This is a genomic window from Bifidobacterium asteroides (assembly GCF_048001765.1).
Classification (GTDB): Bacteria; Actinomycetota; Actinomycetes; order Actinomycetales; family Bifidobacteriaceae; genus Bombiscardovia; species Bombiscardovia asteroides_K.
The window spans coordinates 1,966,700-1,991,134 of the sequence record NZ_CP181447.1 but is presented as its reverse complement, the minus strand read 5'-3'; the positions used below and the strand labels follow the sequence as shown (position 1 = coordinate 1,991,134).

20 protein-coding genes and 1 tRNA gene are annotated in these 24,435 nt (G+C 59.8%); 20 read left to right on the top strand and 1 reads right to left on the bottom strand.

Annotation, left to right across the window (positions count from 1 at the left end):
* Positions 1–16: 16 nt before the first annotated feature.
* The 15 genes from ACNAOV_RS08185 to clpB all read left to right on the top strand — a co-directional run bounded on the left by ACNAOV_RS08185 (position 17) and on the right by clpB (position 17,405).
* Positions 17–1,537: a formate--tetrahydrofolate ligase gene (locus tag ACNAOV_RS08185; RefSeq protein ID WP_416517299.1), complete on the top strand. Its 1,521-nt coding sequence runs from the start codon at positions 17–19 to the stop codon at positions 1,535–1,537.
* Positions 1,538–1,632: 95 nt separating this feature from the next.
* A tRNA-Lys gene (locus tag ACNAOV_RS08180) sits at positions 1,633–1,706 on the top strand.
* A gap of 311 nt (positions 1,707–2,017) precedes the next feature.
* Positions 2,018–3,073 carry a LacI family DNA-binding transcriptional regulator gene (locus tag ACNAOV_RS08175; protein WP_416517298.1) on the top strand — a complete coding sequence of 352 codons (1,056 nt, stop codon included), beginning with the start codon at positions 2,018–2,020 and terminating at the stop codon, positions 3,071–3,073.
* Positions 3,074–3,400: 327 nt separating this feature from the next.
* Positions 3,401–4,342, top strand: a complete 942-nt coding sequence (locus ACNAOV_RS08170) for a nucleoside hydrolase (RefSeq protein WP_416517297.1) — start codon at positions 3,401–3,403, stop codon at positions 4,340–4,342.
* Between the two features lie 14 nt (positions 4,343–4,356).
* Positions 4,357–5,763: an MFS transporter gene (locus tag ACNAOV_RS08165; RefSeq protein ID WP_416517296.1), complete on the top strand. Its 1,407-nt coding sequence runs from the start codon at positions 4,357–4,359 to the stop codon at positions 5,761–5,763.
* Positions 5,764–5,886: 123 nt separating this feature from the next.
* Positions 5,887–6,492 (top strand): ECF transporter S component, encoded by a 606-nt coding sequence (locus ACNAOV_RS08160; protein WP_416517295.1) that lies wholly within the window; start codon positions 5,887–5,889, stop codon positions 6,490–6,492.
* Positions 6,489–7,229 (top strand): energy-coupling factor transporter transmembrane component T, encoded by a 741-nt coding sequence (locus tag ACNAOV_RS08155; RefSeq protein WP_416517294.1) that lies wholly within the window; start codon positions 6,489–6,491, stop codon positions 7,227–7,229. Before ACNAOV_RS08160 ends, ACNAOV_RS08155 begins: the two co-directional genes overlap by 4 nt.
* Positions 7,226–8,071 carry an energy-coupling factor ABC transporter ATP-binding protein gene (locus tag ACNAOV_RS08150; protein ID WP_416517293.1) on the top strand — a complete coding sequence of 282 codons (846 nt, stop codon included), beginning with the start codon at positions 7,226–7,228 and terminating at the stop codon, positions 8,069–8,071. Before ACNAOV_RS08155 ends, ACNAOV_RS08150 begins: the two co-directional genes overlap by 4 nt.
* A 2-nt stretch (positions 8,072–8,073) precedes the next feature.
* The gene (locus ACNAOV_RS08145; RefSeq protein ID WP_416517292.1) at positions 8,074–8,892 is read left to right on the top strand and encodes an energy-coupling factor ABC transporter ATP-binding protein; all 819 of its coding nucleotides are present in this window, start codon (positions 8,074–8,076) and stop codon (positions 8,890–8,892) included.
* 344 nt (positions 8,893–9,236) lie between these two features.
* Positions 9,237–9,971, top strand: a complete 735-nt coding sequence (locus ACNAOV_RS08140; protein ID WP_416518189.1) for an MIP/aquaporin family protein — start codon at positions 9,237–9,239, stop codon at positions 9,969–9,971.
* A 178-nt stretch (positions 9,972–10,149) separates the two neighbouring features.
* The gene (locus tag ACNAOV_RS08135; RefSeq protein WP_416517291.1) at positions 10,150–11,496 is read left to right on the top strand and encodes an amidohydrolase family protein; all 1,347 of its coding nucleotides are present in this window, start codon (positions 10,150–10,152) and stop codon (positions 11,494–11,496) included.
* Between the two features lie 88 nt (positions 11,497–11,584).
* Complete coding sequence (gluQRS, locus tag ACNAOV_RS08130) at positions 11,585–12,628, top strand: tRNA glutamyl-Q(34) synthetase GluQRS (protein WP_416517290.1); 1,044 nt, start codon at positions 11,585–11,587, stop codon at positions 12,626–12,628.
* 132 nt (positions 12,629–12,760) lie between these two features.
* Positions 12,761–13,579: a YggS family pyridoxal phosphate-dependent enzyme gene (locus tag ACNAOV_RS08125; protein WP_416517289.1), complete on the top strand. Its 819-nt coding sequence runs from the start codon at positions 12,761–12,763 to the stop codon at positions 13,577–13,579.
* A gap of 66 nt (positions 13,580–13,645) precedes the next feature.
* Positions 13,646–14,461 (top strand): fumarylacetoacetate hydrolase family protein, encoded by an 816-nt coding sequence (locus ACNAOV_RS08120; RefSeq protein ID WP_416517288.1) that lies wholly within the window; start codon positions 13,646–13,648, stop codon positions 14,459–14,461.
* Positions 14,462–14,621: 160 nt separating this feature from the next.
* Entirely contained in the window at positions 14,622–17,405 is a 2,784-nt protein-coding gene (clpB, locus tag ACNAOV_RS08115; protein ID WP_416517287.1) for an ATP-dependent chaperone ClpB, read from the top strand.
* Between the two features lie 75 nt (positions 17,406–17,480).
* Here clpB and ACNAOV_RS08110 read toward each other — a convergent pair whose 3' ends face one another.
* Positions 17,481–19,556: a hypothetical protein gene (locus tag ACNAOV_RS08110; RefSeq protein ID WP_416517286.1), complete on the bottom strand. Its 2,076-nt coding sequence runs from the start codon at positions 19,554–19,556 to the stop codon at positions 17,481–17,483.
* A 175-nt stretch (positions 19,557–19,731) separates the two neighbouring features.
* Between ACNAOV_RS08110 and rmuC the strand changes: the two genes are divergently transcribed.
* From rmuC to ACNAOV_RS08085, 5 genes are read left to right on the top strand one after another with little or no spacing between them, the layout of a single operon-like run.
* Positions 19,732–21,084: a DNA recombination protein RmuC gene (gene rmuC, locus ACNAOV_RS08105; protein ID WP_416517285.1), complete on the top strand. Its 1,353-nt coding sequence runs from the start codon at positions 19,732–19,734 to the stop codon at positions 21,082–21,084.
* Between the two features lie 37 nt (positions 21,085–21,121).
* Positions 21,122–21,799, top strand: coding sequence for an orotate phosphoribosyltransferase (locus ACNAOV_RS08100; RefSeq protein WP_416517284.1), 678 nt, complete (start codon positions 21,122–21,124; stop codon positions 21,797–21,799).
* Positions 21,796–22,500 carry a TrmH family RNA methyltransferase gene (locus ACNAOV_RS08095; protein ID WP_416517283.1) on the top strand — a complete coding sequence of 235 codons (705 nt, stop codon included), beginning with the start codon at positions 21,796–21,798 and terminating at the stop codon, positions 22,498–22,500. The genes ACNAOV_RS08100 and ACNAOV_RS08095 overlap by 4 nt, the downstream gene beginning before the upstream one ends.
* Positions 22,497–23,423: an ATP-binding cassette domain-containing protein gene (locus ACNAOV_RS08090; RefSeq protein WP_416517282.1), complete on the top strand. Its 927-nt coding sequence runs from the start codon at positions 22,497–22,499 to the stop codon at positions 23,421–23,423. The genes ACNAOV_RS08095 and ACNAOV_RS08090 overlap by 4 nt, the downstream gene beginning before the upstream one ends.
* Entirely contained in the window at positions 23,420–24,409 is a 990-nt protein-coding gene (locus ACNAOV_RS08085) for an ABC transporter permease subunit (protein ID WP_416517281.1), read from the top strand. Before ACNAOV_RS08090 ends, ACNAOV_RS08085 begins: the two co-directional genes overlap by 4 nt.
* Positions 24,410–24,435 lie beyond the last annotated feature (26 nt).

The window sequence follows — 24,435 nt, the reverse complement described above, 5'->3', positions numbered from 1 at the left end:
AAAGGAGGAGAGCCACATGACAGGCTTCGACGATTACGTCAGGCCATATGGCCTGTTTGACAAGATTGATGCCTTCGGCTACTTGAAGGGTCTGCAGGATCATCCGGATATGCCGCGCAAGCATGGCCAGGTGCTGCTGGTTACCGCAGACACCCCGCTGAAGGCATCGCGTGGGGAGGGCAAGACCACTACCACCATCGCCCTGATCGATGCCCTGCGCGCCCGGGGAGTGGATGCTGCGGCCGTCCTGCGCCAGCCCAGCATGGGCATTACCGCTGCCGGATCCAAGGGTGGCGCCTCGGGTGGGGGCAAGTCCTCCCTGACTCATCCTGAGCTGGTGGACTGGGGTCTGTGCGGGGAGATGGCGGCCATCGAATCCGCCCAGAACCTCTTGGTTTCCTTTGCTGAGAAGGCTGTGGACGAGGGTCGGTTGGATACCGTCCTGGTGCCCCGGGTCAGCGAGGTGCCCTCGCGGTCCCTGCGGCAGATCACCGTGGACCGAGGCAAGGGCGACCTGCCTGAGCGGACCGTGCTGACGCCCACCTGCGAGCTCATGCAGATCGTGGTGCTCTCCAGGAGTATGGAGGAGATTGAACGGCGCGTGGCTGCCATGGTCGCGGGAACCCTGGATGGCCGCCCGGTCACCTTCGGAGAATTTGTGGATCTCTGGCGTATTACCGGCATTCTGACCGATGCTGTCAAGCCAGCCTTCACTCAGACCTTGGAGGGTTCCCCGGTCTACGTGCATGGCGGGCCATTCGCCAACGTCTCCATCGGCATTCCCAGCCTGGTGTCCGTGGAGATGGCCTGCGCCCGGCATGACGTGGTCGTCGTCGAGGCGGGCTACGGAGCCGATGCCGGTGCCCAGAAATGGCTGGACATCGCCGCCCGCGAGTATGGGGCCCAGTGGCCGGCCGCCGCCGTGGTCGTCACGCGTGCCACTACCTGGCAGGACGATCCCAAGCTGAGCTGGCGCTATCCCTTCCATGTGCATCGTCTGGAGGGACTGGGCATCCCCACCTTCCCGCTGATCAACCTCTGGGAGGGCGAGGACGACCAGGTGGATTCCTTGCGGGAGACCGCCGATGGTCTGGGCTTCCGCAGGCCCATCGCGGGCAACCTCTTCCGCGACGGGGGTAAGGCCCTTGAGCCTCAGCTGGACGATCTGATCAAGGCCCTGCAGGAGCCCACGAACGCCCAGGCGGATACAGCCAGCCTGCATGATATGTCCGTGCCGGATCGGATCCGCTGGATTGCCCAGAGCGCTTACGGCGTGCCGGCTGATCGGGTCGTCGAGCGTGAAGGCTTCCGGGACAGCCTCCAGGCGGCCTCCGACCTGTGCAGCAAGGCGGGCATTTCCCTCGAGGATCTGGTGGTGGTGGCGGTCAAATCGCCGGCTACCATGACTGACGATGACCGGGCCGACCAGGACAAGCGCACAGTCACCTTGAAGAAGGTCGAGGCCCATACGGGTGCCGGCCTCCTGCAGGTGAACCTGACCACTTCCCTGACCACGCCCATGCCCAAGATCGTCTGAGCAGACTATGCATGGATTCGACAGGTCTGTGACGCGCCGTGTTGCGGGCCTGCCGAAACCGTGTATAGTATCTACTTGGCTCTTGAAAGTGCCTTGCCCCTATAGCTCAGTTGGCTAGAGCAGCTGACTCTTAATCAGCGTGTCCGGGGTTCGAGCCCCCGTGGGGGCACAGAGTCAAAGCCCTACAGCCGCAAAGGCTGCGGGGCTTTCTTCATATCGTGGCAATCCTCGATGAACCCAAAATGTATGCTAAATGTATACCAAATAGCATCAGGGAATTCCGGCACTCTCGGCCTAAAACGAGACCTTGCCGAAACGGGACACACTGGGGTCTGACGATGAATCGGGTGGCGTGTTCCTCGCTTCGCCTGTCTGCATCCTTTCACGGGCACGGCGATGGTCGTGAGGTATCTTAATGATGGCAGAAGGGCAGGGAGCCTGCTCTCCTGGGCAGGCATAAGGGGGCTGGCGTTGACGTATGTGACCATTCGCGATGTGGCCGAGCGGGCGGGGGTATCGCCTACCACTGTCTCGCAGATCCTGCACGGCAAAGGCCGCTTTTCAAGCAAGACCAGAGACTTTGTGCTGAGTATGGTCAAGTCCATGGGTTACGTGCCCGACTCCCGGGCCCGGGCCATGCGCTCTGATCCGGTCAAGACGGTGGGGCTGTTGGTGCCGGACTTGCGCAACGCCTATTTCGCCGACATGGTTGCCTCCATGGAGGAGGAGCTCTATGCCCGCGGCATTTCGACGCTGATTGGTTCTTTCGGCGAGGATTCGGCCCGACAGGATTCTTTTCTGCGCAATATCATGGGCCAGCGGATCGACGGGGCCATCGTTGTGCCCAAGGGGGTGCCCACCCATGGCATCGAGGACGTAGTCAGATGGGGGCTGCCTCTGGTCTTTGTGGACCGACGGGTGCCTGGTCTGACTTCGGTGCCTTACATCGTTTCGGACCCCAGCCAGGGTATACGTCAGGCACTGCAGGCCCTTTTCCGGAAAGGTCATCGACGCGTCGGCTTCGTCTCGCATTCCTCACTGGCTTCGACCACCCTCTATGAGCGGGAGAGCGCCTTCCGTGAGCTGACTGCCGAGATGATGCCGGATTGTGACTGCCCGGTCGTGGATTGCCAGGGGGAGTATGACTCGCGTGTGGCGGGGCTGGATGTGCTGATGGCCCACCACGTCACGGCTGTCATCTTCGGCTACTCGCCGGATGCCATCACCATGATCGGGTTGATGCAGAAGCGTCAGCTCGTCATTGGCGTGGACATCTCGGTAGTTTCCTTTGATGACATCGAGGTCTTTCGGCTTATGACCCCGCAGGTGTCGGTCATATCCCAACAGGCTCAGGAGATGGGTCGCCGAGGTGTTCGGGAAGTGCTGGATCTGATCGGGGCCCGCGAGGAAGCCGCTGACGACGACGGGAAGGCCGCTTCGCCACAAGAGGCCAATGACAGCAGGGAGCGGCACATGGTAGCTATTCCTACCATCTTCATTGCCAGGGATTCGGTCGGCCCACTGCATCGCGACTGATTGCAGGGCTCTGTACCATCCCTGATATCGGAAATCTGGTATTGACACGCCTCTGTTGACAGCAATGATTTAACGTTTTATCGTAATCTTACGACAGCGATAAAACGTTAAACCAATGGCGTGAACGCTGTACACCGGATGATGATGAAGCGTCGATTTTCCGTGGAATTGCGGGGGAGAGTAATGCCGGCCATCAACCTCACGGTCACGGCGACCGGGCGGTGGATGACCGCTGATGCGGGAATCGATGCTGACGAGAATGTCGCGTGGCTGCTCGTCTGATTCCGGTTGACGGGAGTTCCGAGAGGAACGGAAACGAGGAAATCAATGGAGAGCCGGAAGAAATCAATTCTATGCGTTGACACGGGTGTGGACGATGCCCTCGCACTTTGCTATGCCCTGTCTCACGAGGATCTTGACCTAATCGGGATCTGTGCCTCCTATGGCATGGCTACTGTCCCCAAGACCTACTCCAACACCAAGCACATTGTGAACATGATGGGCCGAGAAGACATCCCAGTCTATATGGGCAGTGAGAAGCCCTTGAGCCGTACCCGTGAATACAACGGCATGTTTCATGGCATGGATGGTCTGGGTAATCAGAATCTGCCCGATATCAGTGGTGGCGCCCAACCCGAAGAATCCATAGACTTCATCATCAACAGCATCAAACAGTATGGTGATGATCTGCAGATTATCACCACAGGTCCCATGACTGATATGGCCAAGGTGCTCATGCGCTTTCCCGAAGGCACCGTACCAACTTTTACATTAGTGAGTATGGCGGGGGCGGCTATTACGCCCGGTAACAGCGGTCCCTATGGTGAGGCTAACGCCAAGGCCGATCCGGAGGCTTCTAGAATCGTGCTGGAGTCTGGTGTAAACCTCACCATGGTTGGTTTGGACGTCACTAGGAAGACTCTGCTGACCAAGGAAAATCTGGAAGTCTGGCAAGGTTACGATACGCCCATGGCGCATGTGCTGAGCAAGGCTGTTGAGTTCTACCTAGCTGAGTATAAGAAGTATCATCCGTATCTGGCTGGATGCGCATTACACGATCCCCTGGCCGTCGGTGTGGCCATCGATCCGAGCCTTGTCACCACAATTCCCATGAATATGACTGTGACTACGACCGGTGAAGCGACTGGGAACACTATTGAAAATCTCGACAAGGTCGCGGAAAAGCCGACGACCAAAGTCGCACTGCTGGTCGATGCTGACCGGTTCATGAAGGATTTCTATGGCCACGTCAACGCGGCCCTGCAGTGAGTAGAGGGAATGCAATGAACGAGACAACTCAAGAGCAGCGTGAGGAGTCGCTGATTCTCAAGGCGATGCCTTTTATGATTTTCCTCTGCTTCATGCAGGTGTTCAGCGATCAGATGTTTGGGATTGTGTCGCCTGATATCGCAAAAACTTTTGCACTGACGCCGGCTCAGGTAGGTTGGTTGACGACTATCGCCTCGCTGGTTTTCGGAGTCGGAGGAGCAATTTACTCGACTCTGTCAGATGATGTGTCACCCCGGAAATTATTTACTTTTGGAACTGTGATGTTCGGCTTGGGGTCTCTGTTGATGGTGGCCTTGCAGTTCTCCTTCTGGCTGATTATCGTCGCTAGATCCATCCAAGTAGTGGGCGCAGCGGTTATACCGGGTTGCTTCGTGGTTTTTGTGCGCAAGTATCTCTCTGCTGATAAACAAGCGAAGTATCTAGGCTTCAATACAGCCATGTTCCAGCTTTCAGCCGCTCTGGGCGCTGTGTTTGGCGGGATGATCAGCAAGTACATGTCTTGGCAGGTTACGATGATCATCCCTGTTCTGGTGCTGGTTGCACTTCCTGCTTTGCGCAAGTATTTGCCTGACACAGCCAAAGCTGATGAGGGACATACGGCCCAGCGAATCAATATTCCATCGGTCGTTGTTTTCTCTGCAGCGTTTGCATTGATCTTGCTGGCCATTAACAAGAACACTCTTCTATGGTGGGGAATAGCCGTGCTGGGTGTGGTTGTTTACGTGATTTGCTCGAAACTTGTTTCCAATCCCATTATTGATATTGCGCTGTTCAAGGTGCCCAAGCTGGTAACGGGTTCTTTGGTAGGTGCCATCGTCTATGGGACGCAGTCGGCTTTCTTCTTCGTCTTCCCGTTCCTGATGCAGGCCAATTATGATGTCAGCAGCGCTACAGTCGGCATGATGTATCTACCGGCTAATATCTGTGCCTTCTTGTCAGGCATGTCCTCAGGTTTTATCACCAATAAGGTGGGTGCCAAGAAAGGCTTCCAGATCGGGTGCACGGTTATTCTGCTCTCGCAGCTAATGTTTGGTTTCTTCATGGGTGGCAATATCGCCTTTATGTGGGTGGCGTTGGTGCTCTTCGGTGTTGGGTACACCATCATTTATCCTGCCTACAATTCAATCCTGCCTAATGCGTTGCCCAATGAGGTAGTCGGACGTGGTATGGCGGTCAACAATCTGCTAAAGCGACTGGTGCTTACGGCTATGATTGCCGCCTCAGGTGTGCTCATTTCTGGCTCTGCTCTGGGCAAGCGGTTGGTGCCGACCATGGGCCACACAGATAAGTCATTCATCTATTCCAATGTCTGCTTCATCTTTGCGGTGGTCATTGTCATAGGCATGGTGTCCTACTACTTCGTCTTCAAGAACGTGAAAGAGGACAAGCAGCAGGCCTGACGGGAATATTGCGAATTCATCGGCATTCCATGACTGGTTCCCTGCTGTCCTTTGGACCGGTGGGGAACCTGGCATGGACCCGTAGCGCCGGGAGTGTATCTCTTGGCGCGGGAAGGAACCATGATGAAACGTGGTTTGCGATATGACTTCTCGCTGCTGGCCCTCCTGCTCATACCAGTAGGCGTTTCGGTCAACGTGGTGGGTTATCAGCTGTCCTCGATTCTGAAATTCCCTATCTTCATCGACCAGATAGGCACCCTCTTTGTGTCAATGCTCGGCGGCCCTTGGGTGGGCTTGGTGACGGGACTCATGGGCAATGTGATCAACGGCATGCTCAATCCTGTGGCCTTCCCCTACGCCTTGGTCGCCATGACTACAGGGTTTGTGGCTGGGCTCCTCTCCCGCTGGCGGTGGTATACGAACATCGTCGGCGCAGTGGCCGCCTGCTTCGTGATTAGCATTGCGGCGGCCATAGTCAAGGCACCGGTCACCATAGCTGTCTTTGGCGGAGTCACTGGCGCCGGCAGCGATCTGCTCACAGCGGCCTTGCTGGTGACGGGGACCAGCCTGATCAAGTCGGTTTTTTCGACCAGTATATTTACCGCAGTGGCCTCCACAGCCATCGATGTCTCGGTCAGCTGGGTGATTCTGCGCAAATTGCCCGACAGGTTCCTGATCAAGTTCAATTACGGATCTCCCTATGTCAGGAAGGTTGCCGTGGCATCATGACTGGTTTCATAGACCGACTGTATCCCTCCTCCAAGGCGGCCATGGTGCTGCTTGCCATCATTGTCGGCATCTTCACCCCTGGGTACATTCTGCAATATGCCATGTTCCCGGTCTTCCTGCTGCTGGCAATCATGGCTGGTAACGGTATGAGGTTCTTCAAAGCCTTCCTCTCGTCCGTCGGCACGGTCGTCCTGGTGATCTTCCTGGTGCAGGTCTTCATCGTCCGCTACCCAGACAGCGCGCATGTATGGGCATTCATTGCCTTGTCTCCTACCGGTCTGGACAAGAGCCTGGGAATCACTTCCAAGATCGTATCCAGCGCTTCGGCCATCATGTGGTACTTCCAGGTGACCACGCCCAAGGACATGGTCTACGCCATGGAACAGGCGCATCTACCCAAGAAGGTCACGTTCGTGATTATGTCGACCATTGGCATGGTCCCTCAGGTGATCAATCGTTCCAGGACCATTATGGATGCGCAGAAATCCCGTGGCATCGAGACCGAGGGCAACGCCTGGGCGCGGGTGAAGTCCTTCGTGCCCATGTTGGGACCATTGATTTTCTCCCTGATTCAGCAAACCGAGGAACACGCTCTGGCACTGCAGTCACGGGCTTTTCTGGCGCCTGTTCCCAAGACCTCCCTTTATCGCCTGGACAAACACACGATCGACCGGGTGATTCAGGTGATCTGCTTGCTGCTGTTGATCCTGTTCGTCGTATGGAGGGTCTGGAAATGAGTGTCATCAGTCTGGAACATGTGGGATACCGTTATCCTCTGGGCCGTGAGGATGCCGTGCATGATGTCTCCTTCCAGGTGGAGCAGGGGCAGGTCTGTGCGCTTCTGGGTGCCAATGGGTCAGGGAAGACCACTATCTGCAATCTGATCCGCGGCTTCATACCGCGCTTTTACCGGGGAGAGCCGACGGGTCAGGTTCAGTTGGCCGGACGGCCTGTGGAGCAATACGACGACGCGGAACTGACCGAAACCGTCGGCTACTCCTTTCAGAATCCTTTTACGCAGATGTCTGGCGTAAAAGATAATGTACGGGAGGAGATCGCCTATGCGCTGGAGAACCTCGGCGTGGAGAGGGAGGCGATGGCCGCGCGCGTGGACGCCATGATTGATCTGCTTCACCTGGGCGACATCGCCGATGCCAATCCTCTGGAGCTATCCGGGGGTCAACGGCAGCGAGTGGCCATTGCCGCGGTGCTGGTGACGGACCCGCCCATCGTTGTCTTGGACGAACCCACCTCTCAGCTGGATCCGCAGAGCACCGAGGATGTATTCAACATCATCGCTCTGCTCAAGCGCCAGGGCAAGACCGTCATCCTGGTTGAGCACAAGATTGATTTGGTGGCCCGTTACTGTGACCTGGTCATCCTCATGGAAGATGGCCGGGTGGCCATGAGTGGGCCAGCGCGTCGTGTGCTGACCAATCCGCAGGTCTTGGATCACGGCGGTCAGTTGCCCGAGGTCACCCGCTTCTTCCTGGAACGCAACCAGAAGCTGGGGTTGAATGATCCTGTGCCACTCTCGGTCGAGGATGCCATAAAACGTTACGGACGGAAAGGGGCCTGAAGATGGCCTATCTTGAGTTGGACAAGGTCGGATATACCTATCCAAATGGGTATCAGGCTCTTCGGGAGGTCAGCCTGTCCTGCGAGCTCGGGGAAGCTGTTGCCATCATCGGCCGCAATGGGGCCGGCAAAACCACCATGGTCAAACTCATGAATGGACTGCTCAAGCCCACTCATGGTCGCGTCATGGTGGACGGGACCGCGACCGATCAAGAGGATGCCGCCCATGTGGCAGCCAAAGTCGGCTATGTCTTTCAGAATCCGGATGATCAGATCTTCCAGGACAGCATCCGTCGGGAAATAGCTTATGGGTTGGTCAAAAAGCATGTTGCCCGGGACCGTATCGGGGGGCGGGTCGCCTGGGCCGCTGAAGTCTGCGGTTTGGAAGACAGTCTGGATTCCCATCCCTATGATCTTCCCTTCTCGCAGCGTAAGTTCGTCACCATAGCCTCGGCTTTGGTCATGGACCCCCAGGTGTTGATTCTGGACGAGCCTACCGCCGGTCAGGACAGGGTCGCTACGGACCTGCTGGCAGGGATAATCCAGCAGGTGACGGCAATGGGCAAGACGGTCATCACCATCAGTCATGACATGGAGTTCGTCACTCGTCATTTCCAGCGGGGCATTGTCATGGCCGACAGACAGATCCTCGTGGATGGACCCATCGCTCGGATCTTCGGGGACGATGATCTGCTTGAACAGGCTCATCTGGCACGTCCTTACCTGGCACAGCTGGCACAGGCTTGGGGCTTCCATGACGTGCTCACCTCTGAGGATTTCATGGCGGTCCTGCCGCAGACATCGTTACTGACAAATCAGTGACACTGCCCCCCCCCCCCCCCCAGGGATAATGTTCCTGAGGTTAATGCAGTCTATGGGACTGGGTTGAGTGGGATTCTGCTGGTTTCGCTCAGAGGCGGTGCATTCCATGCGATTCTCAATGCGTCAAAATCAGCAGTGACTGGCATAGAATATTTATGCCGGTTTAAGTGCAGTCGTGTTGATGGTGACACGCGGTTGGGGCTGGCGCGATATGGGATTTCAACGAATTACTTGAATCAATGGAGATCATGAGCGCTTCTCGGTCTAGTGTCATCACCTGTTTCTATTGAATGATGCCCGTGCCTTGGTCACAAGGCGGCATCGAGAGAGGGGTGAAGGGTCGAATGGAATATTCGCTCATGACCAAGCTGGCCGCTGAATGTGTCGGCACTGCCATATTGATGATCTTCGGCAACGGCGCGGTCGCCGACGTGGATTTGGAGGGCACCAAGGGCCACCATTCCGGCTGGCTCACCATCGCCATGGGATACGGGTTCGGAGTCATGTTTCCAGTGCTCATGTTCGGCGGGGTATCCGGAGCCCACATCAACCCGGCCATGACTCTGGGGCAAGCCGTCATCGGCATCTTCCCCTGGAGTCAGGTTCTGCCCTATATTCTTGCGCAGTTGATTGGAGCAGCCCTGGGTCAGCTGGTTGTCTATGTCTGCTACTTCCCGCACTACCGCATGACCAAGGAGCCAGCGCCGATTCTGGGCACCTTCTGTACAACTGATGCCTCGGGCTCGCTTGTCAACTATTTCGTTAATGAGTTCTTTGGCACCTTGGTGTTGGTCTTGGGAGCCCTCTGCTGTCTGCAGGGTCCATGGGGGTCTAAGGGGTTGGCTGCCGCCTCCATCGTCGTCGGCTTGATCGTCTGGGGGCTGGTCACCTCTCTGGGCGGCCCAACCGGCCCTGGTCTGAACCCTGCACGAGACCTGGTGCCGCGCTTCCTGCACTGGATTCTGCCCGTGCCCAATAAGGGAGACTCACGCTGGGGCGAGGCTTGGATCCCCGTAGTGGCGCCCATCATCGGCGCCATCGTCGGAGCCGTGATTTTCAAGAGTCTTTTCGCTGCCTGATCGGCAGCTTGATAACAAGGTCCCGTGCTTCATCATGGAGGTTCAGGACCTTATTTATTGCGTTGTCAAGCTTGTGTGTAGTCAAGCTTGAATGGTTCGTCCTGCCATGGATATTATTGACCATATATGCCCGATTTCTCGCAATGAGTACATCGGAGATGGGAAGGCAGGTACGACCATGGGGCGTCTTCTAGGCAGGACAAAGCGCGAGCCGTTTGTGCTGGAGCATGCCAATATCGCGACTGGGGACGAACAAGGCACGGTCCAGAAGGATATGTCTGTTCTAGTGTCCACGGATGGCCGGATAGAGCAGGTCTGTCCCACGCCACTGGCCTATGTGCCTTCCGGATATCGCCGGGTCAACGCTACGGGCAAGTTTGTGGCGCCTGGACTTATCAATGCGCATACTCATCTCTTTGCTGACGGCAAGCCGCTGTCTGGGGGAACCGACCTGTCTCCGCGTGTGGTCAGTGCCGGCTTGAAGGTAGTGCACAGCCCTGCCGGCAGAGTCCTCATGGATGCCAGGATCAAAGGCAACGTTTCTACACTGTTGAAGTCGGGCGTCACGACCATTCGTACCCTGGGCGATGTGGGCTATGAGGCTGTTCGTCTGCGCGACAAGATCGATGCCGATGAACTGACCGGTCCGCGCATGCTGGCTGCCGGTCCACTCCTGGCGACTCCAGGAGGGCATGGCGATCCCTTCATCGCCCTCTCTTGCTCCTCTCCAGAAGAGGCCAGGCGTCGGACCAGAGAGAACCTGGACCATGGGGTCAATGCCATCAAGGTGGCTGCGACCGGCGGCGTAACCGATGCCACCAAGCTTGGCGAGGCCGGCAGCCCGCAGATGACCGAGGAGGAGATGGCCGCCGTCTGCGATGAGGCCCATGAGTTTGGTGTGTTGGTCGCAGCACACGCCCAGAGCCCTGAGGGTGTCAAGGCCGCTCTCAAGGCAGGTGTGGATACTATCGAGCATGGCAGCGCTCTGGATGACGAGATGATCGGTCTCTTCCTTGACAATCCGCGCTCGCTTCGTGGCTTCTCGGCTTTGGACCCCACCTTGTCCGCCGGACTGCCTCTGGTCAAGATCAGTCAGCAGGAGCTGGGGATCAACGATATAGTTCGCGGCAATTCTGAGCTGGTCGTTGACGGCATGGTCAAGAGCGCCAAGCAGGCTCATGAGAACGGCATTGCCGTCGGAGTCGGCACCGACACAGGCATGACCTTCGTGCCCCAGTACGGTACCTGGCGAGAACTCGATTATCTGGTGCGGTATGCTGACTTCACCCCGGCGCAGGCCTTCCACGCCGCCACTCAGGTCAATGCACGAAACCTGGGCTTCGATAATGTCACCGGTTCGGTCGACACGGGCAAGGATGCGGATCTGATCGTCCTTGACGAGGACCCTGCCAAGAATGTGCGGACCCTGGCTGATCCCAAGCTGGTAATCGTCCGCGGCAAGCCGGTATGGCGGCCTGAGGTCAAGCACTTCGAGGAGATTGATCGCCTGCTCGACAGCTTCTGAGCATTTGCCTTGGGGCCATTCAAGGGCTTGCAAGAGTTTGGCTCACTGATGGTTCCGTGATGACCGGATGGTATGCAAGCATGTCGGTATGCACAAGGGAGAACTGAGAGCGGACCAGGCCGGCCAGGTAAAGGTCGTAGGAAGGTTGGCGCCTTCGCCGACTGGGCGGATGCATCTGGGCAATATCTATGCTTGTCTGGCGGCCTGGCTGGGTGTCAGGTCGCAAGGGCCTGGCGGGGTTCTGCGGCTTCGCATCGAAGACATAGATACGCCACGGGTGGTCAAGGACGCTGATCATTGGATCATGGATGACCTGGCCTGGCTGGGATTGGATTGGGATGGCGAGGTGGTCTACCAGTCCCAGCGCGCCGATGCCTACACCCATGCATTGAAGCTGCTGGAATCGCAGCAATTGGTCGGTGGGCAGCCTCTGATTTATCCCTGCTTCTGCTCCCGTGCCGATATCCGTGCGGCATCGGCGCCTAATGAAGGCGACGGGTTCATCGTCTATCCGGGTACCTGCCGAGGACTTTCCCCTGAGGTGGTTAGTGAAAGGATGGCTCGAGGGCAGCGGCACAGCCTTCGGATCGCAGTCCCTGATCAGCCCGACGAGTCGGATGCCATCTGCCGTTTCGACGATCTGATTTTTGGCGCGCAGTCCTTCAATTTGCCCAGACAGGTCGGCGATGTGGTCGTCAGACGTTCGGACGGCTTGGTCTCCTACCAGCTGGCGGTGACGGTGGATGACCTGGCCATGGGTGTCAATCAGATTGTGCGCGGTCGGGACCTGCTGAGGTCCACGGCCATTCAGATATGGATCCGGAATCATCTTCAGCCACAGGCTCCTCGCGTTCAATATGCGCATTTGCCGCTGATCGACGGCGCGGACGGCAGGAGGATGTCCAAGCGTTTCGGATCGCCGGACCTGGGATCACTGAGAAGAGACGGCTGGTCGTCCAGGCAGGTGTTGGGAGTCTGCGGCTGGCTCCTTGGACTCCTGGACCGTCCCAGACCTGCCAGTGCGCAGGAACTGCTGGATGGTTTCACGTGGAACACTCTGGCTGCTGACTGCAGGGACCGGCAGCTGGACCTGAGTGAGCTGAACGTTTCTGACGCAAAGCCGGGTCTGTAAGCTCTTCGATTCTGAATTTGGTCGCTGATTTCCGATATCTGCTCTCTCCCGGGCTTGTGGGTTTGCCGGTATGAGCCACTGGCTACCATGGCCTCAGTCAGGGCTTCCGGATTTTTAAGGAGGTAGCGGGTCATGGTCGCCTATATGGACCACAAGAATCTGGGCAATCGGCAGATCAGCAGGGAACGGGCCGTGCAGATTGCGGATGGGGTCAAGCGTGTGGCTGACAGGATCGCCAAGGCGGAGAACTCCGCCGGCCGAAAAGAAGGCTCAGTGACGCTGCTGGCGGCCGCCAAGACCCGCGATGTGGGCGAGATCATGGCAGCCATTGATGCAGGAGTGCGTCGGATCGGCGAGAACCGTCCCCAGGAGGTCACCGCCAAGGCCCAGGGATTGCTGGAGCTCTGTCGGGACAGGGGACTGGCTCTTGGCGCCGACCTTGTAGACAGTGATTCATCAAGCGCCAGCCTGGGCTTCCACCTTATTGGGCAGCTCCAATCCAACAAGATCAATAAGATCCTGCCGTATGTCGATACTGTCGAGTCTGTCGATGGGCCCTCGCTGGCCCGAAAGCTGGCCACGCGGGCACTGGCTGCCGGCAGAACCGTGGGCATACTTCTGGAGGTCAACGAGTCCGGCGAGCAGGCCAAGTCGGGATGTGCCCCCGATCAGGCTTTGGACTTGGCCTATGAGCTGGCCGCTATGAAGGGGATTCGGCTTAAGGGCCTGATGACCGTCGGTGCACACGTGGACGACGAGGCCGTCATCAGGAGCGGATTCGCCCATTTACGAGGCCTGCGCGACCATATCAGGGATTCGGGGGAGCGGGGCACTGACACCTGCACCATGCTGTCCATGGGAATGACCGGAGATATGGAGTATGCGGTTGCTGAAGGGTCGACCGAGGTCCGTGTAGGCACAGCCATCTTCGGCCCACGGGCTTTTATCTGACCAGCCACTGTCTGTTTTGGAACCCGATTCTGTCAAGGGGCTCGGGCTGGGGCTAGACTGTGCCCTATGAGAATCGCGCGTTTTTCCTACAAGGACACCCCACGATATGCCTTCGTCCAAACTGACAAGAAGGACGGCAAGGACTACCTGGTCGAGCTGAGCGGCTACCCACTGACCGGCCAGCAGGTCGAACCCACCGGCAAGCGCTACCCTCTGGACGACGAGGATGTGCGGCTGCTGGCCCCGGTCATCCCCTCCAAGATCTACGGAGCAGCCAAGAACTACCGAGCTCACGCCGCCTACATGGCCGAGCATGGCCAGTCCTCGGACCCGGAGCCACCAGAGAAGCTCATGCTCTTCATGAAGCCCTCCACCTCGGTCATCGGCCCTGACGACCCCATCGTCAAGCCCTCTTACAGCAAGGACATGAACTACGAGCCCGAGGTTGCCGTCGTCATGGGCAGGATGGCCCGAAAGGTGAGCGTCAATGAGGCTATGGACTATGTGCTGGGCTACACCTGCGTCAACGATGTGACCCTGCGCGATCTGCAGAAGAACGATCCCATGTGGACCCGTTGCAAGGGCTTTGACACCGCCTGCCCCCTCGGGCCCTGGATTGAGACCGACCTGGACTATCGGGATGCGAAGATTTCATTCAAGCTCAACGGGGAAGAGGTGCCCGAGGCCAGCGGCACCACTGCTAATCTGATCCACTCCATTCCCGAGCAGATTGCCTTCATTTCCAGCTTCGCCACCCTGTTGCCCGGCGATGTCATCATGACCGGTACCCCGCACGCCACGGGTTCCTTGAAAAACCGTGACGAGGCCACAGTCCAGATAGAAGGAATCGGCTACCTGCGCAATGTGGTCATCGACGAGTAGCAAGTAGCAGGAAAACAAACGATATAAAAACTTGAGTCGTTTAGGCTCAAGTTTGGGAATAGGTGTCCTTCTTTCGCTGTTGTAGAAGACAGATGAACCCGTGACGGGGTCTGGTCGAGGGATTCGGCTGACCCCGTCGAAGAATGTTGGAGGATGCTCTATGAACGAAAACTTCACCACCATGGCTCAGCAGGCCATAGGCGATGCTATCCAGTCGGCCTCGGCAGCCGGCAACCCCCAGGTGGATGTGCTCCATCTGCTGGACTCCCTGCTGCGTCAGCAGTCCGGCGTGGTTCCTGGACTGATCCAGGCCGCAGGCGGCGACAGCCAAAGAGTCGGCGCCGAGGTCCGTCAGGCTCTGGTGGCTCTGCCGTCAGCCAGCGGATCCACGGCCTCACAGCCCGACGCCAGTCGTCAGCTCAGCGTGGCCCTGGCCCAGGCTGAGAAGGAAATGCAGGCCATGAGGGACGAGTACGTCTCCACCGAGCACCTGCTCATCGCCATCGCCCAAGGTCCCTCGCAGGCCGCCGATATTCTGAACCGGAACGGTCTGCAGGCCGATACCCTGCGCAAGGCCGTACCCCAGGTGCGTGGCGGCGCCAAGGTGACCAGCCCGGATGCCGAAGGCACCTATAAGGCCCTGGAGAAGTACTCCACCGATCTGACCGCCCAAGCCAAGGAGGGCAAGCTGGATCCGGTCATCGGCAGGGACCAGGAGATTCGTCGTGTCATGCAGATTCTGTCCCGGCGCACCAAGAACAACCCGGTCCTCATCGGCGAGCCTGGCGTGGGCAAGACAGCCGTGGTCGAGGGTCTGGCCGAGCGTATCGTGGCCGGTGACGTACCCACAACCCTGCAGGGCAAGAGGCTGATCTCCCTGGATCTAAGCTCCATGGTGGCCGGCAGCAAGTACCGTGGCGAGTTTGAGGAACGACTCAAGGCCGTCCTCAATGAGATCAAGAGTGCCAACGGTCAGGTCATCACCTTCATCGACGAGATTCATACCATCGTCGGTGCTGGTGCCGCCGAGGGATCCATGGACGCGGGCAACATGCTCAAGCCCATGCTGGCCAGGGGTGAACTGCGCCTGATCGGCGCCACAACCTTGGACGAGTACCGCGAGAACATCGAGAAGGACCCGGCTCTGGAGCGCCGCTTCCAGCAGGTTTTCGTGGGTGAGCCATCCGTGGAGGACACTGTGGCCATCCTGCGTGGTCTCAAGCAGCGTTACGAGGCCCACCACAAGGTGACCATCGGTGATGACGCCCTGGTGGCTGCGGCCACACTGTCCAACCGGTACATCTCTGGTCGTCAGCTCCCTGACAAGGCCATCGACCTGGTTGACGAGGCCGCTGCCCATCTGCGGATGGAGCTGGACTCACAGCCTGAGGAGATTGACGAGCTTCAACGCCGCGTCACCCGTCTGGAAATGGAGGAGATGCAGCTGAAGAAGGCTGATGATCCGGCTTCCAAGGACCGTCTGAGCAAGCTGCAGGCCGAGCTGGCGGACTCCCGCGAGAAGTTGGGCGGCCTCAAGGCTCGCTGGGAGAATGAGAAGGCTGGCCACAACAAGGTCGGCGACCTTCGTGCCCAGCTGGATGCCAAGCGGGTCGAGGCCGACAAGGCCACCCGCGAAGGGGACCTGGAGAAGGCCTCCCGCATTCTCTACGGGGAGATCCCCGGCATTCGCAAGCAGCTGGCCCAGGCAGAGAATGCTGCCGAGCAGGCCAAGAACGCCTCCAATGACGCCGGCCCCGATGGAGCTGATATCGCCGGCGGTCCGGCCCAGGAGCCCATGGTCCCTGACCATGTGGATGCGGATTCCGTGGCGGAGATCGTCTCTGACTGGACCGGTATCCCTGTGGGGCGGCTCATGGAGGGCGAGAACGAAAAGCTCCTGCATATGGAGGACTACCTGGGCAAGCGGGTGGTCGGCCAGCAGGAGGCCATCCATGCAGTCTCCGACGCAGTACGTCGCTCGCGTGCCGGCATCGCCGACCCTGACAGGCCCACAGGATCTTTCATGTTCCTGGGCCCCACCGGCGTGGGCAAGACGGAGCTGGCCAAGGCCCTGGCCGACTTCCTTTTCGACGACGAGAAGGCCATGGTCCGCATCGACATGTCAGAGTACATGGAGAAGGCCTCGGTCTCCCGGCTGATTGGCGCTGCCCCTGGCTACGTGGGCTACGAGGAGGGTGGCCAGCTGACAGAGGCCGTGCGTAGGCGGCCCTACTCGGTGGTCCTCTTCGATGAGGTGGAGAAGGCCAACCCCGAGGTCTTCGACCTGCTCCTGCAGGTTCTGGACGACGGCAGGCTGACCGATGGCCAGGGCAGGACGGTGGACTTCAAGAACACCATCCTGATCATGACCTCCAACCTGGGCTCGCAGTTCCTGGTTCGTGACGACCTGGACGAGGAGGGCAAGCGCAAGGCCGTTATGGATGCGGTGCACGCCAACTTCAAGCCTGAGTTCATCAATCGGCTGGACGATCTGGTCATCTTCCATCCGTTGACCCGCGACGAGCTGGGTTCCATTGTGGACATCCAGGTCAAGCAGGTGGCCCAGCGGCTGACCGATCGGCGCATCACCCTTGATGTCACCGACTCTGCCAGGGAGTGGCTGGCCAACATGGGCTATGACCCGGCCTTCGGCGCTCGTCCCCTGCGTCGGCTGGTGCAGACCGAGGTTGGCGATCAGCTGGCCAGGATGCTGCTGGCTGGCAAGGTCCACGATGGCGACACGGTCCTGGTGGACCAGACCGGCGGCGACCACCTGGAGTTGACCGCTTGGCCCACCGAGAATCTGGTCGATGACTCGGTCACGGTCGATGATGTGACGGCTGATGGCGACGCCGATGCTGATGCAGGCGATGGCGGAAGCGATGGTGGTCGTGGCCGTCATGCCGCTCGCGGCGACGATCAGGGTCAGTCCCAGTCTCGCTGAGATCAATTGGGGCCGGTGCCCGGGATGTTCCCCGGGCACCGGCCCTTTTTGTATCACCTACTGTGTTCTGTGGATTCAGTCCATAGCTGCAGCCGGGTCCTTGCCCTCTTGCATGGACTCCCACTGGCTGTCGACGATGATCTGAGGGCGCCGTGCAGCGACTGTCGGGAGTTGATCCGTGTCGATCAGGGCCAGGTGCAGCCAGCGGCGGCGCAGGTGCCGCAGCCGGTGCAGACGACGAACGTTGAGCATGGCCAGGATGGTTGACAAGGCCCCTGTTACTGCTGCGATCATGGGGTTGAGCATCCAGCCCAGGAAAGGTTGGCAGATTCCGGTGGCAATGACCAGGGCGATGATGTTGTAGACGGTGGACCAGGTCAGGTTCTGCCTGATGACCTGGGTGGTGGCTCGGCTCAGTTCTATGGCCCTACTGGTCCCGTCTAGGTCGCCCTGGTGCAGGATCAGGTCCGGCTGCGGCGGATCGGTGTCATCCTCGGCATGGTCCCTGTCGGCTTGGAGTTTTGGACCCAAAGTGATACCCACCTGAGCCCTGGCCGTCAGTTCGGGATCCGCTGCGGTTCCAGCCGCCAGAGCCACGAGGCTGGTGCGGTCCTGCTTTGAGCCTGATGTGGTGTCTTGACCAGTTCGATCCGCTGGTACGCCCCTGCTGGTCCGGGTCAGGTCGTGATTGAGCCGATCCATGCACTCGCGCTTGCGCTCGGGGGTCAGCCGGGTGATCAGCATATCCACACCCGCCTGACGGGCCGCCCGCTCAATCCTGTCGTCCGGCTGGTGGCTTCCATCCAGGATCAGGCTGCTCACCCGCAGGGAGCGTAGATGGGTGGCGGTCCTGGTCAGGGATTCCGTGTGGACACCTTGGCCCTCCGAGTCGTCGGGAGCCAGCAGAGAGGAGTCGTCGAGAATTAGGGTGCGCACCCGCCCCAGGTGGTTCATGGCCCGCGGTGAAGTGAAGAGCAGACCATGGGCCAGGCCCGTCTCCAGGCTGGTTCGAAAGGCCATGGGGATGGTCATGGCTGCGACGGCGGGAGAGGCGATGGTCAGCACACAGACGGCATTGCCTACAGCATGGGCCAGGTGGGGCTGTGGTCCCAGCATGAGCCAGAGCATGAAGGTCCAGACAGCCAGGATCATGATCAGGGCGATGGCTGTGTGGATGATTCGATCCATCCTGCGCATCTCGGGGGAGCGTTCGACCAGGGCCTGAGGAATGATCTTCACGAGCCTGGCTGCATAGGTATTATCGCCGGCGGCATCCACGCGGATGGACAGTCGACCCTCCAGGACTTTGCTGGAGGCCAGGATCCGGTCGCCGGGTCCGCATGACCGGGGTCGGTCGCCGCCGGTCAGTTCGCTGTCGTCCACCAGGGCCGACCCTGACTCCACAACCCCATCGGCGGCTGGACGCTCTCCTGTGCGTACCAGGAGCAGATCGCCTGGGTGGATCCGGTCGCGTGCAAGCATCTGGGCGGGAACTGTCTGCGGATGCTCGGAATCGGCCACTAACCCAGAAGCTGGCCGGATCTCCGTCAGATGGTTCAGAGAGGCCACCAAGGATGCTTCCATTTTGGTGCCGATGACCCGGGCCAGCAAGAGGAGGGTGATGACCACGCCAATCAGATCGAAGTATGGGGATCGTGATCCCTCCGGCAGCAGGGATCCGGCCAGACAGGTGGCCAGGCTGTACAGGTAGGCCAGGCTTGTGGCCAGCATGGCCAGGAGATCGGGGCTGCAGCGGTGCTCGGTCATGGACTTCCAGCCATCCATGAGTATTCCACGGCCGCAGTAGAAGATGACCGGGGTTATCAGAATAGCCTGGACCCAGGGGCTGGCCAGCCAGGAGGGAATCAGATCAGGGCCGAAACGGTCGAACAAATCCAGAACCAGAACGGGTGCGGTCAGCAGGGCACTAATGATCGTAGGCCTGAGCAGGCGGTGGCTGCGGGAGTCCAGGTCGGCTCCCCATTTGTCCCAATCCTCGGGATCGCGCCAAGGGCGGTTGGCCGGGAAGTCCGCACCTGCATCCTGGTCACTGACGTGAGCCGGCGGCATCAGAAAGTACCAGATGATCAGCCAGGTGACCGCACAGGCCACGACCAGATCGGCTATCGCCAGGAAGATATCGATACCCACGGATCTCCTTCGGTCTTGCTCCAACCCCTAGTATTTCCTATTCTGCCCTTTATCGTGGCCCGGCACCGGTCTTAAGGCCGATTCCTTGCGGAAAAAACGAATTCTCGAACTATCGCCGACATTCCGTCATGCCGACCTGGTTCGCGGGTCCAGTCTTGGAGGTTTACTAGAACATGTGTTCGATTCTACGTCATCAGTGGTCATGGTGGTCCTTCTCCTGCTGATCGGTATAGTCCTGGGAGGACTGGCCGGGTATGTGCTGGGTCGCACCCAGGGACGGACGGCCGTCGGCATGGGGTCCGACGGTCAGGTGGATGAGTTGCGCTCGCAGTTGGATCAGGCCCAGGAACGACTCCATGGATCCGATGCGGCTCTTGTTGAGGCACGGACCAAGGTGGACGGTCTGAACCGCGAGCTCTCCTTTGTCAAGTCCCAGCTGGCCCAGGCCCAGCAGGCCGAACAGATCAGAATCGAGCAGGAGCGCCGTCGCGCCCAGGCTCAGGAGGAAGAGAAGCGGCGCAGGCAGGCTGAGAGCATGGAGGAGGAGAGCAAGGTGCTCTCGGCCCTGGCCCCCGTGCAGAAGAATCTGGATGCCCTTCAACACAAGGTGGCCCAGATCGAAGAGGGCCGCAAGCAGGAGATGGGGTCCCTGGGCCAGCAGCTGAAGAGTCTGGGCGAGCAGCAGGGGAGGCTGGACAAGGAGACCAGCTCCCTGGCCTCGGCCCTACGCAATAACAAGGTGCGCGGTGCTTGGGGAGAGGCCCAGCTCAGGAACATCGTCGAGTCCGCTGGGCTCTTGGAGCATGTGGATTTCGACACCCAGGTTGTGGTCACCGCCTCGGATGGCCGCGTCCTGCGCCCCGATATGGTGGTCCACCTGCCCGGTGGCAAGACCATTCCCATTGATGCCAAGGCCCCTTATTCCGACTACCAACGCGCCTGCGAGATCCCCGACACCGCCTCGGACGACGAGCTGCGCCGCCGGGACGAACTGCTCAAGGCGCATGCCCGGGCCCTGCGAGAGCACGTCAAGGCCCTGGCCGACAAGGAATACTGGAACGCCTTCGAAACAGCCCCGGACTTCGTGGTGGCCTTCATTCCCAACGACTCCCTTCTGCAGGCCGCCTTGGAGGTGGACCCCACCCTGATGGATGATGCCTTTGCCCAAAAGGTGGCCCTGACCTCGCCGGTGACCCTCTGGGCTGTGCTCAAGTCGGTGGCCTACGCCTGGCAGCAGCAGAATCTGTCCGAGGACGCCCGCACCCTCTTTACGCTCACCCACGAGCTCTATGACCGCTTTGTGGTCTTGGGTGATCGGGCCAACAAACTGGGCCGTTCCATCACTGCCACGGTGACCGCCTACAACAAATTCGCCTCCTCTTTGGAGTCGCGCGTTCTGGTCACCGCCCGTAAGCTGCAGCAGATGGATCCCTCCAAGGTCATCGATTCGGTCGATATGATCGATTCAGACAAGGGCAATATCAGGGAGCTGACCGCTCCGGAAGTTTTGCCTGACCAAGGGCAGTGAGTGCCGCTTAGGGGCCTCCGGCGCTAGTCTGATAAGCATGAACGAGGCAACGAAGAGACAAGAGGGTTCATTCTTCAGGCCCACTGGGTCGCCTGATCTGGTCGGGCGCGAATCCGACGCGGATCTGCCTGAGCCGATCGATCAGCTACGTAAACTCCTGGCCCAGGAGATCGACGGGCGTCCCTTCACCGAGCTGAGCGGGGTTACCTTCCATCATCGCGGGGCCGAACTTGCCGGTCATGTGCTTCTGGACACCCTGGAGGATGCGGGCTATTCAGTCGACGACTTCGATGCGGTCGGGGCCCTGACCTCCGCTGCCGTGCCACTGGCTGATGCCGTGCTTCATGCCGCAGCCTCGCGTGGGCAGGATCTGGACGCCTTCGTTATGGACTTCGTCTACCCCTCCATCAAAGGCCCATCCATCAAGGGTAGGCGGGTTATCCTGCTGGATGCCTGGCTGGGCCGGAAATCCTACGTGCAGACCTCGTCCCTGGTTACCTTGGGCAAGAATAACGAACTCAATCTTGACTGCGGGATCATCCAGCGTCAGGGTGCCAAGACGTTGGCCATCGCCTCGCTGGTGGGTGGCCGGACCGATGGCAGCATTCAGGTGGTCGATCCAGTGGACGGCTCTCGGCAAAGGCTGCCTTTCATCTGTGCCTACCAGGAGGATCAATTCGTCGGTGCGGCCGACGATTCTCCGGAGCGATCATGAGGGAGCCTGATCCGGTGACCCGAGCGGCCATGGCCTCAGATGAGCCGGTCTTCCGCCAGGTGGGGGTCGGCCCCTGGCAGGAAGAGCATCCTGAGCAGCCCCTGCCGACGGACCAGCGCTATGACTGCGAACTGCTGGAGCAGGGGGATCGGCGCAACGTCCTGGACCGGTACCGCTATTGGAAGGTCGAGGCCATTCGGGACGACTTGGATCGCCGGGGCCGTCACGATTTCGAAGTGGCTGTGGAGAACTGGACCCACGACTTCAACATCGGCTCCATGGTCCGAACCGCCAACGCCTTCGCCGCCCGCCGCGTCCATATAGTCGGTCCTCACAAATGGAATCGCAAGGGCTCGCTGATGACCGAGCTCTACCAGCACGTGGTCCACGACCCCGACATAGCGACCATGACGACCACCCTGCGAGAAGAGGCAGCCGGGCAGGGGAAGTCCGCCCCCCGTATGATCGCCATCGACAACGTCCCAGGGGCTGTTCCCATGGAGACCTATCGCTTTCCTCGCCGCTGCCTGCTCATGTTCGGCGCCGAGGGGCCGGGCCTGTCCGAGAAGGCCTTGGAGCTGGCGGACGATGTGGTCTACATCTCCCAGTTCGGATCGGTGCGCTCCATCAACGCCGGTGCCGCGGCTGCCGTGGCCATGCATTCCTGGATCTGCCAGCACGCGGAGGTGGCGGGGCCATGATTGTCATCGACTCGCTGACCAAGCGCTTTGGCTCCCGCAAGGTACTGAACCGCGTCTCCTTTACGGCCGCGGATGGTCGGGTGACCGGGTTTGTGGGGCCTAAAGGCGCCGGCAAGTCGACCACACTGCGCACTGCTCTGGGGCTGGTTCGCCCTGATGCAGGAAAGGCCCTGTTCGATGGCCAGCCTTTCGTCCGGCTCTTATCGCCCATGCGGACAGCAGGAGCGGTACTGAATCCACGCAACGCCCATCCTGCCTGCAAGGCCAGGGACCACCTGCTGGCCCTGGCCGCAGTCAATGGCATTGATCGACGTCGGGTGGACCAGGTGCTTGAGATGGTTGGTCTGCAATCGGTCGCCGACAGGTTGACGGGATCCCTTTCCCTCGGGATGAGTCAGCGGCTGGCCCTGGCCGCAGCCCTTCTGGGCGACCCGCACAACCTGGTTCTGGATGATCCCCTTGATGGTCTGGATCCGGGTGGAGCCGAGCGGGTGAGGGACATTTGGCGCGGTCTTGCCTCACAGGGCAGGGCAGTCCTCCTGAGCTCCCGTAAGATCAACGAGGTGGCTCAAATCGCCGACGATCTGGTCATCATCGCCAAGGGACGGATCCTGGAGAGAACGACTGTGGCCCGGTTTATTGGCGAGCACTCCCGTGACTCCATCTATGCGGTGACGCCGCAGCCCGACCAACTAAAAGCCGCCCTGGCCACGGCTGCCGGAATCAGCATCACCCGTTTGCCGCCAGACGAGAGCTGTCCGCCTGATACTGCCCGTTTCCGCATCCAGGGTGCGCCCCTGGCTTCCACAGCCTCGATTCTGGCCCAGGAGGGAGTGGTTCTCTATGACTTCCAGCCGGAGGAAGTTTCCCTGGAACAGGCCTACAAGGACATCATCCACGGAAGAGAGGGGGCACGGCCATGAGTGCCGACAGCGGTCGCCGGGTCCGCCGAAGTCGGCGAGAGATATCCACAGGACCTGATAAGGCAACTCCGCGGCATGGTTCCGCCTTCACTCGGCTGCGTCGGACCTCGGGGCTGTCCTTCCTGGATTCGCGTCGTCCATCCGGTCAGCTGACCCTTTTCGGGGCGGTTCGAGGAGAGCTGCGCAAGATGCTCTCCCTGCGATCGACTTGGGTCCTGCTCCTGATCGTCATGCTGCTGCAGCCGTTGAGCACCGGCCTGATGGCCTGCGCGACCCGGGTCCTGGCTGCCTTGGGCTGGCAGACCAACCACCTTCTGGCGCACTTGCCGCCTGCATCCACTGACGTTTTCTGGTCGGCCGTCGTTTCCGGCCTGTTCCCGGCCATGATTGTGGCGGGCATTCTGGGTGTTCTGGTCCTTACCCGCGAGTTTTCCGGCGCCACCATTGAGAGCACGCTGACGGCCAATCCTCGTCGGGGCATGGTCCTGCGGGCCAAGGGCCTTGCCTTGGCCTTATTGACTTGGTTGGCGGCGCAGGTGGGCCTGCTGCTCAGCTGGATCCTGGCAGCCCTGCTTCTGCCGGGCAGATACAGCACCTTGCCTGCCTCCAAGCCCGGGCTGGCTCTGATTGATCTGTTGGGCGGACCACTCATGCTGGTCCTCTTTGCTTGGATGGGCTTGGGTCTGGGGGCATTGAGCCGATCCAAGGCCGGCGGGATCGGCCTGTTCCTTGGGCTGACCTTGATCCTGCCACTGCTTCTGGGGCTCTTGGGGGGATTGGTCCCTCATGCTGACTGGTTGCAGGTCTCCTTCAAGCTGACACCAGCCAGCCTGCTGAGCACCTTCCTTTTGGACCTTGGCCGGGTGGCAGAGACAGGTATCGAATGGTGGCCTACCTGGTGGCAGGCGGGCCTGATCATGATGGTCTGGACGGCCCTATGCTGTGCTCTGGGAACCCTGGTCTTCCGGCGCGCAGACATCGATTGACCCTGTCTTTTGCGTGTCATAGAGCA

Bases quoted from the DNA above. Each gene is read 5' to 3' on its own strand.
- ACNAOV_RS08150 (WP_416517293.1), top strand. From the start codon at position 7,226: ATGAGTGTCATCAGTCTGGAACATGTGGGATACCGTTATCCTCTGGGC.
- clpB (WP_416517287.1), top strand. From the start codon at position 14,622: ATGAACGAAAACTTCACCACCATGGCTCAGCAGGCCATAGGCGATGCT.
- ACNAOV_RS08165 (WP_416517296.1), top strand. From the start codon at position 4,357: ATGAACGAGACAACTCAAGAGCAGCGTGAGGAGTCGCTGATTCTCAAG.
- ACNAOV_RS08085 (WP_416517281.1), top strand. From the start codon at position 23,420: ATGAGTGCCGACAGCGGTCGCCGGGTCCGCCGAAGTCGGCGAGAGATA.
- ACNAOV_RS08135 (WP_416517291.1), top strand. From the start codon at position 10,150: ATGGGGCGTCTTCTAGGCAGGACAAAGCGCGAGCCGTTTGTGCTGGAG.
- ACNAOV_RS08155 (WP_416517294.1), top strand. From the start codon at position 6,489: ATGACTGGTTTCATAGACCGACTGTATCCCTCCTCCAAGGCGGCCATG.
- ACNAOV_RS08185 (WP_416517299.1), top strand. From the start codon at position 17: ATGACAGGCTTCGACGATTACGTCAGGCCATATGGCCTGTTTGACAAG.
- ACNAOV_RS08125 (WP_416517289.1), top strand. From the start codon at position 12,761: ATGGTCGCCTATATGGACCACAAGAATCTGGGCAATCGGCAGATCAGC.
- ACNAOV_RS08145 (WP_416517292.1), top strand. From the start codon at position 8,074: ATGGCCTATCTTGAGTTGGACAAGGTCGGATATACCTATCCAAATGGG.
- ACNAOV_RS08100 (WP_416517284.1), top strand. From the start codon at position 21,122: ATGAACGAGGCAACGAAGAGACAAGAGGGTTCATTCTTCAGGCCCACT.
- ACNAOV_RS08170 (WP_416517297.1), top strand. From the start codon at position 3,401: ATGGAGAGCCGGAAGAAATCAATTCTATGCGTTGACACGGGTGTGGAC.
- gluQRS (WP_416517290.1), top strand. From the start codon at position 11,585: ATGCACAAGGGAGAACTGAGAGCGGACCAGGCCGGCCAGGTAAAGGTC.
- ACNAOV_RS08120 (WP_416517288.1), top strand. From the start codon at position 13,646: ATGAGAATCGCGCGTTTTTCCTACAAGGACACCCCACGATATGCCTTC.
- ACNAOV_RS08160 (WP_416517295.1), top strand. From the start codon at position 5,887: ATGAAACGTGGTTTGCGATATGACTTCTCGCTGCTGGCCCTCCTGCTC.
- ACNAOV_RS08140 (WP_416518189.1), top strand. From the start codon at position 9,237: ATGGAATATTCGCTCATGACCAAGCTGGCCGCTGAATGTGTCGGCACT.
- ACNAOV_RS08090 (WP_416517282.1), top strand. From the start codon at position 22,497: ATGATTGTCATCGACTCGCTGACCAAGCGCTTTGGCTCCCGCAAGGTA.
- ACNAOV_RS08095 (WP_416517283.1), top strand. From the start codon at position 21,796: ATGAGGGAGCCTGATCCGGTGACCCGAGCGGCCATGGCCTCAGATGAG.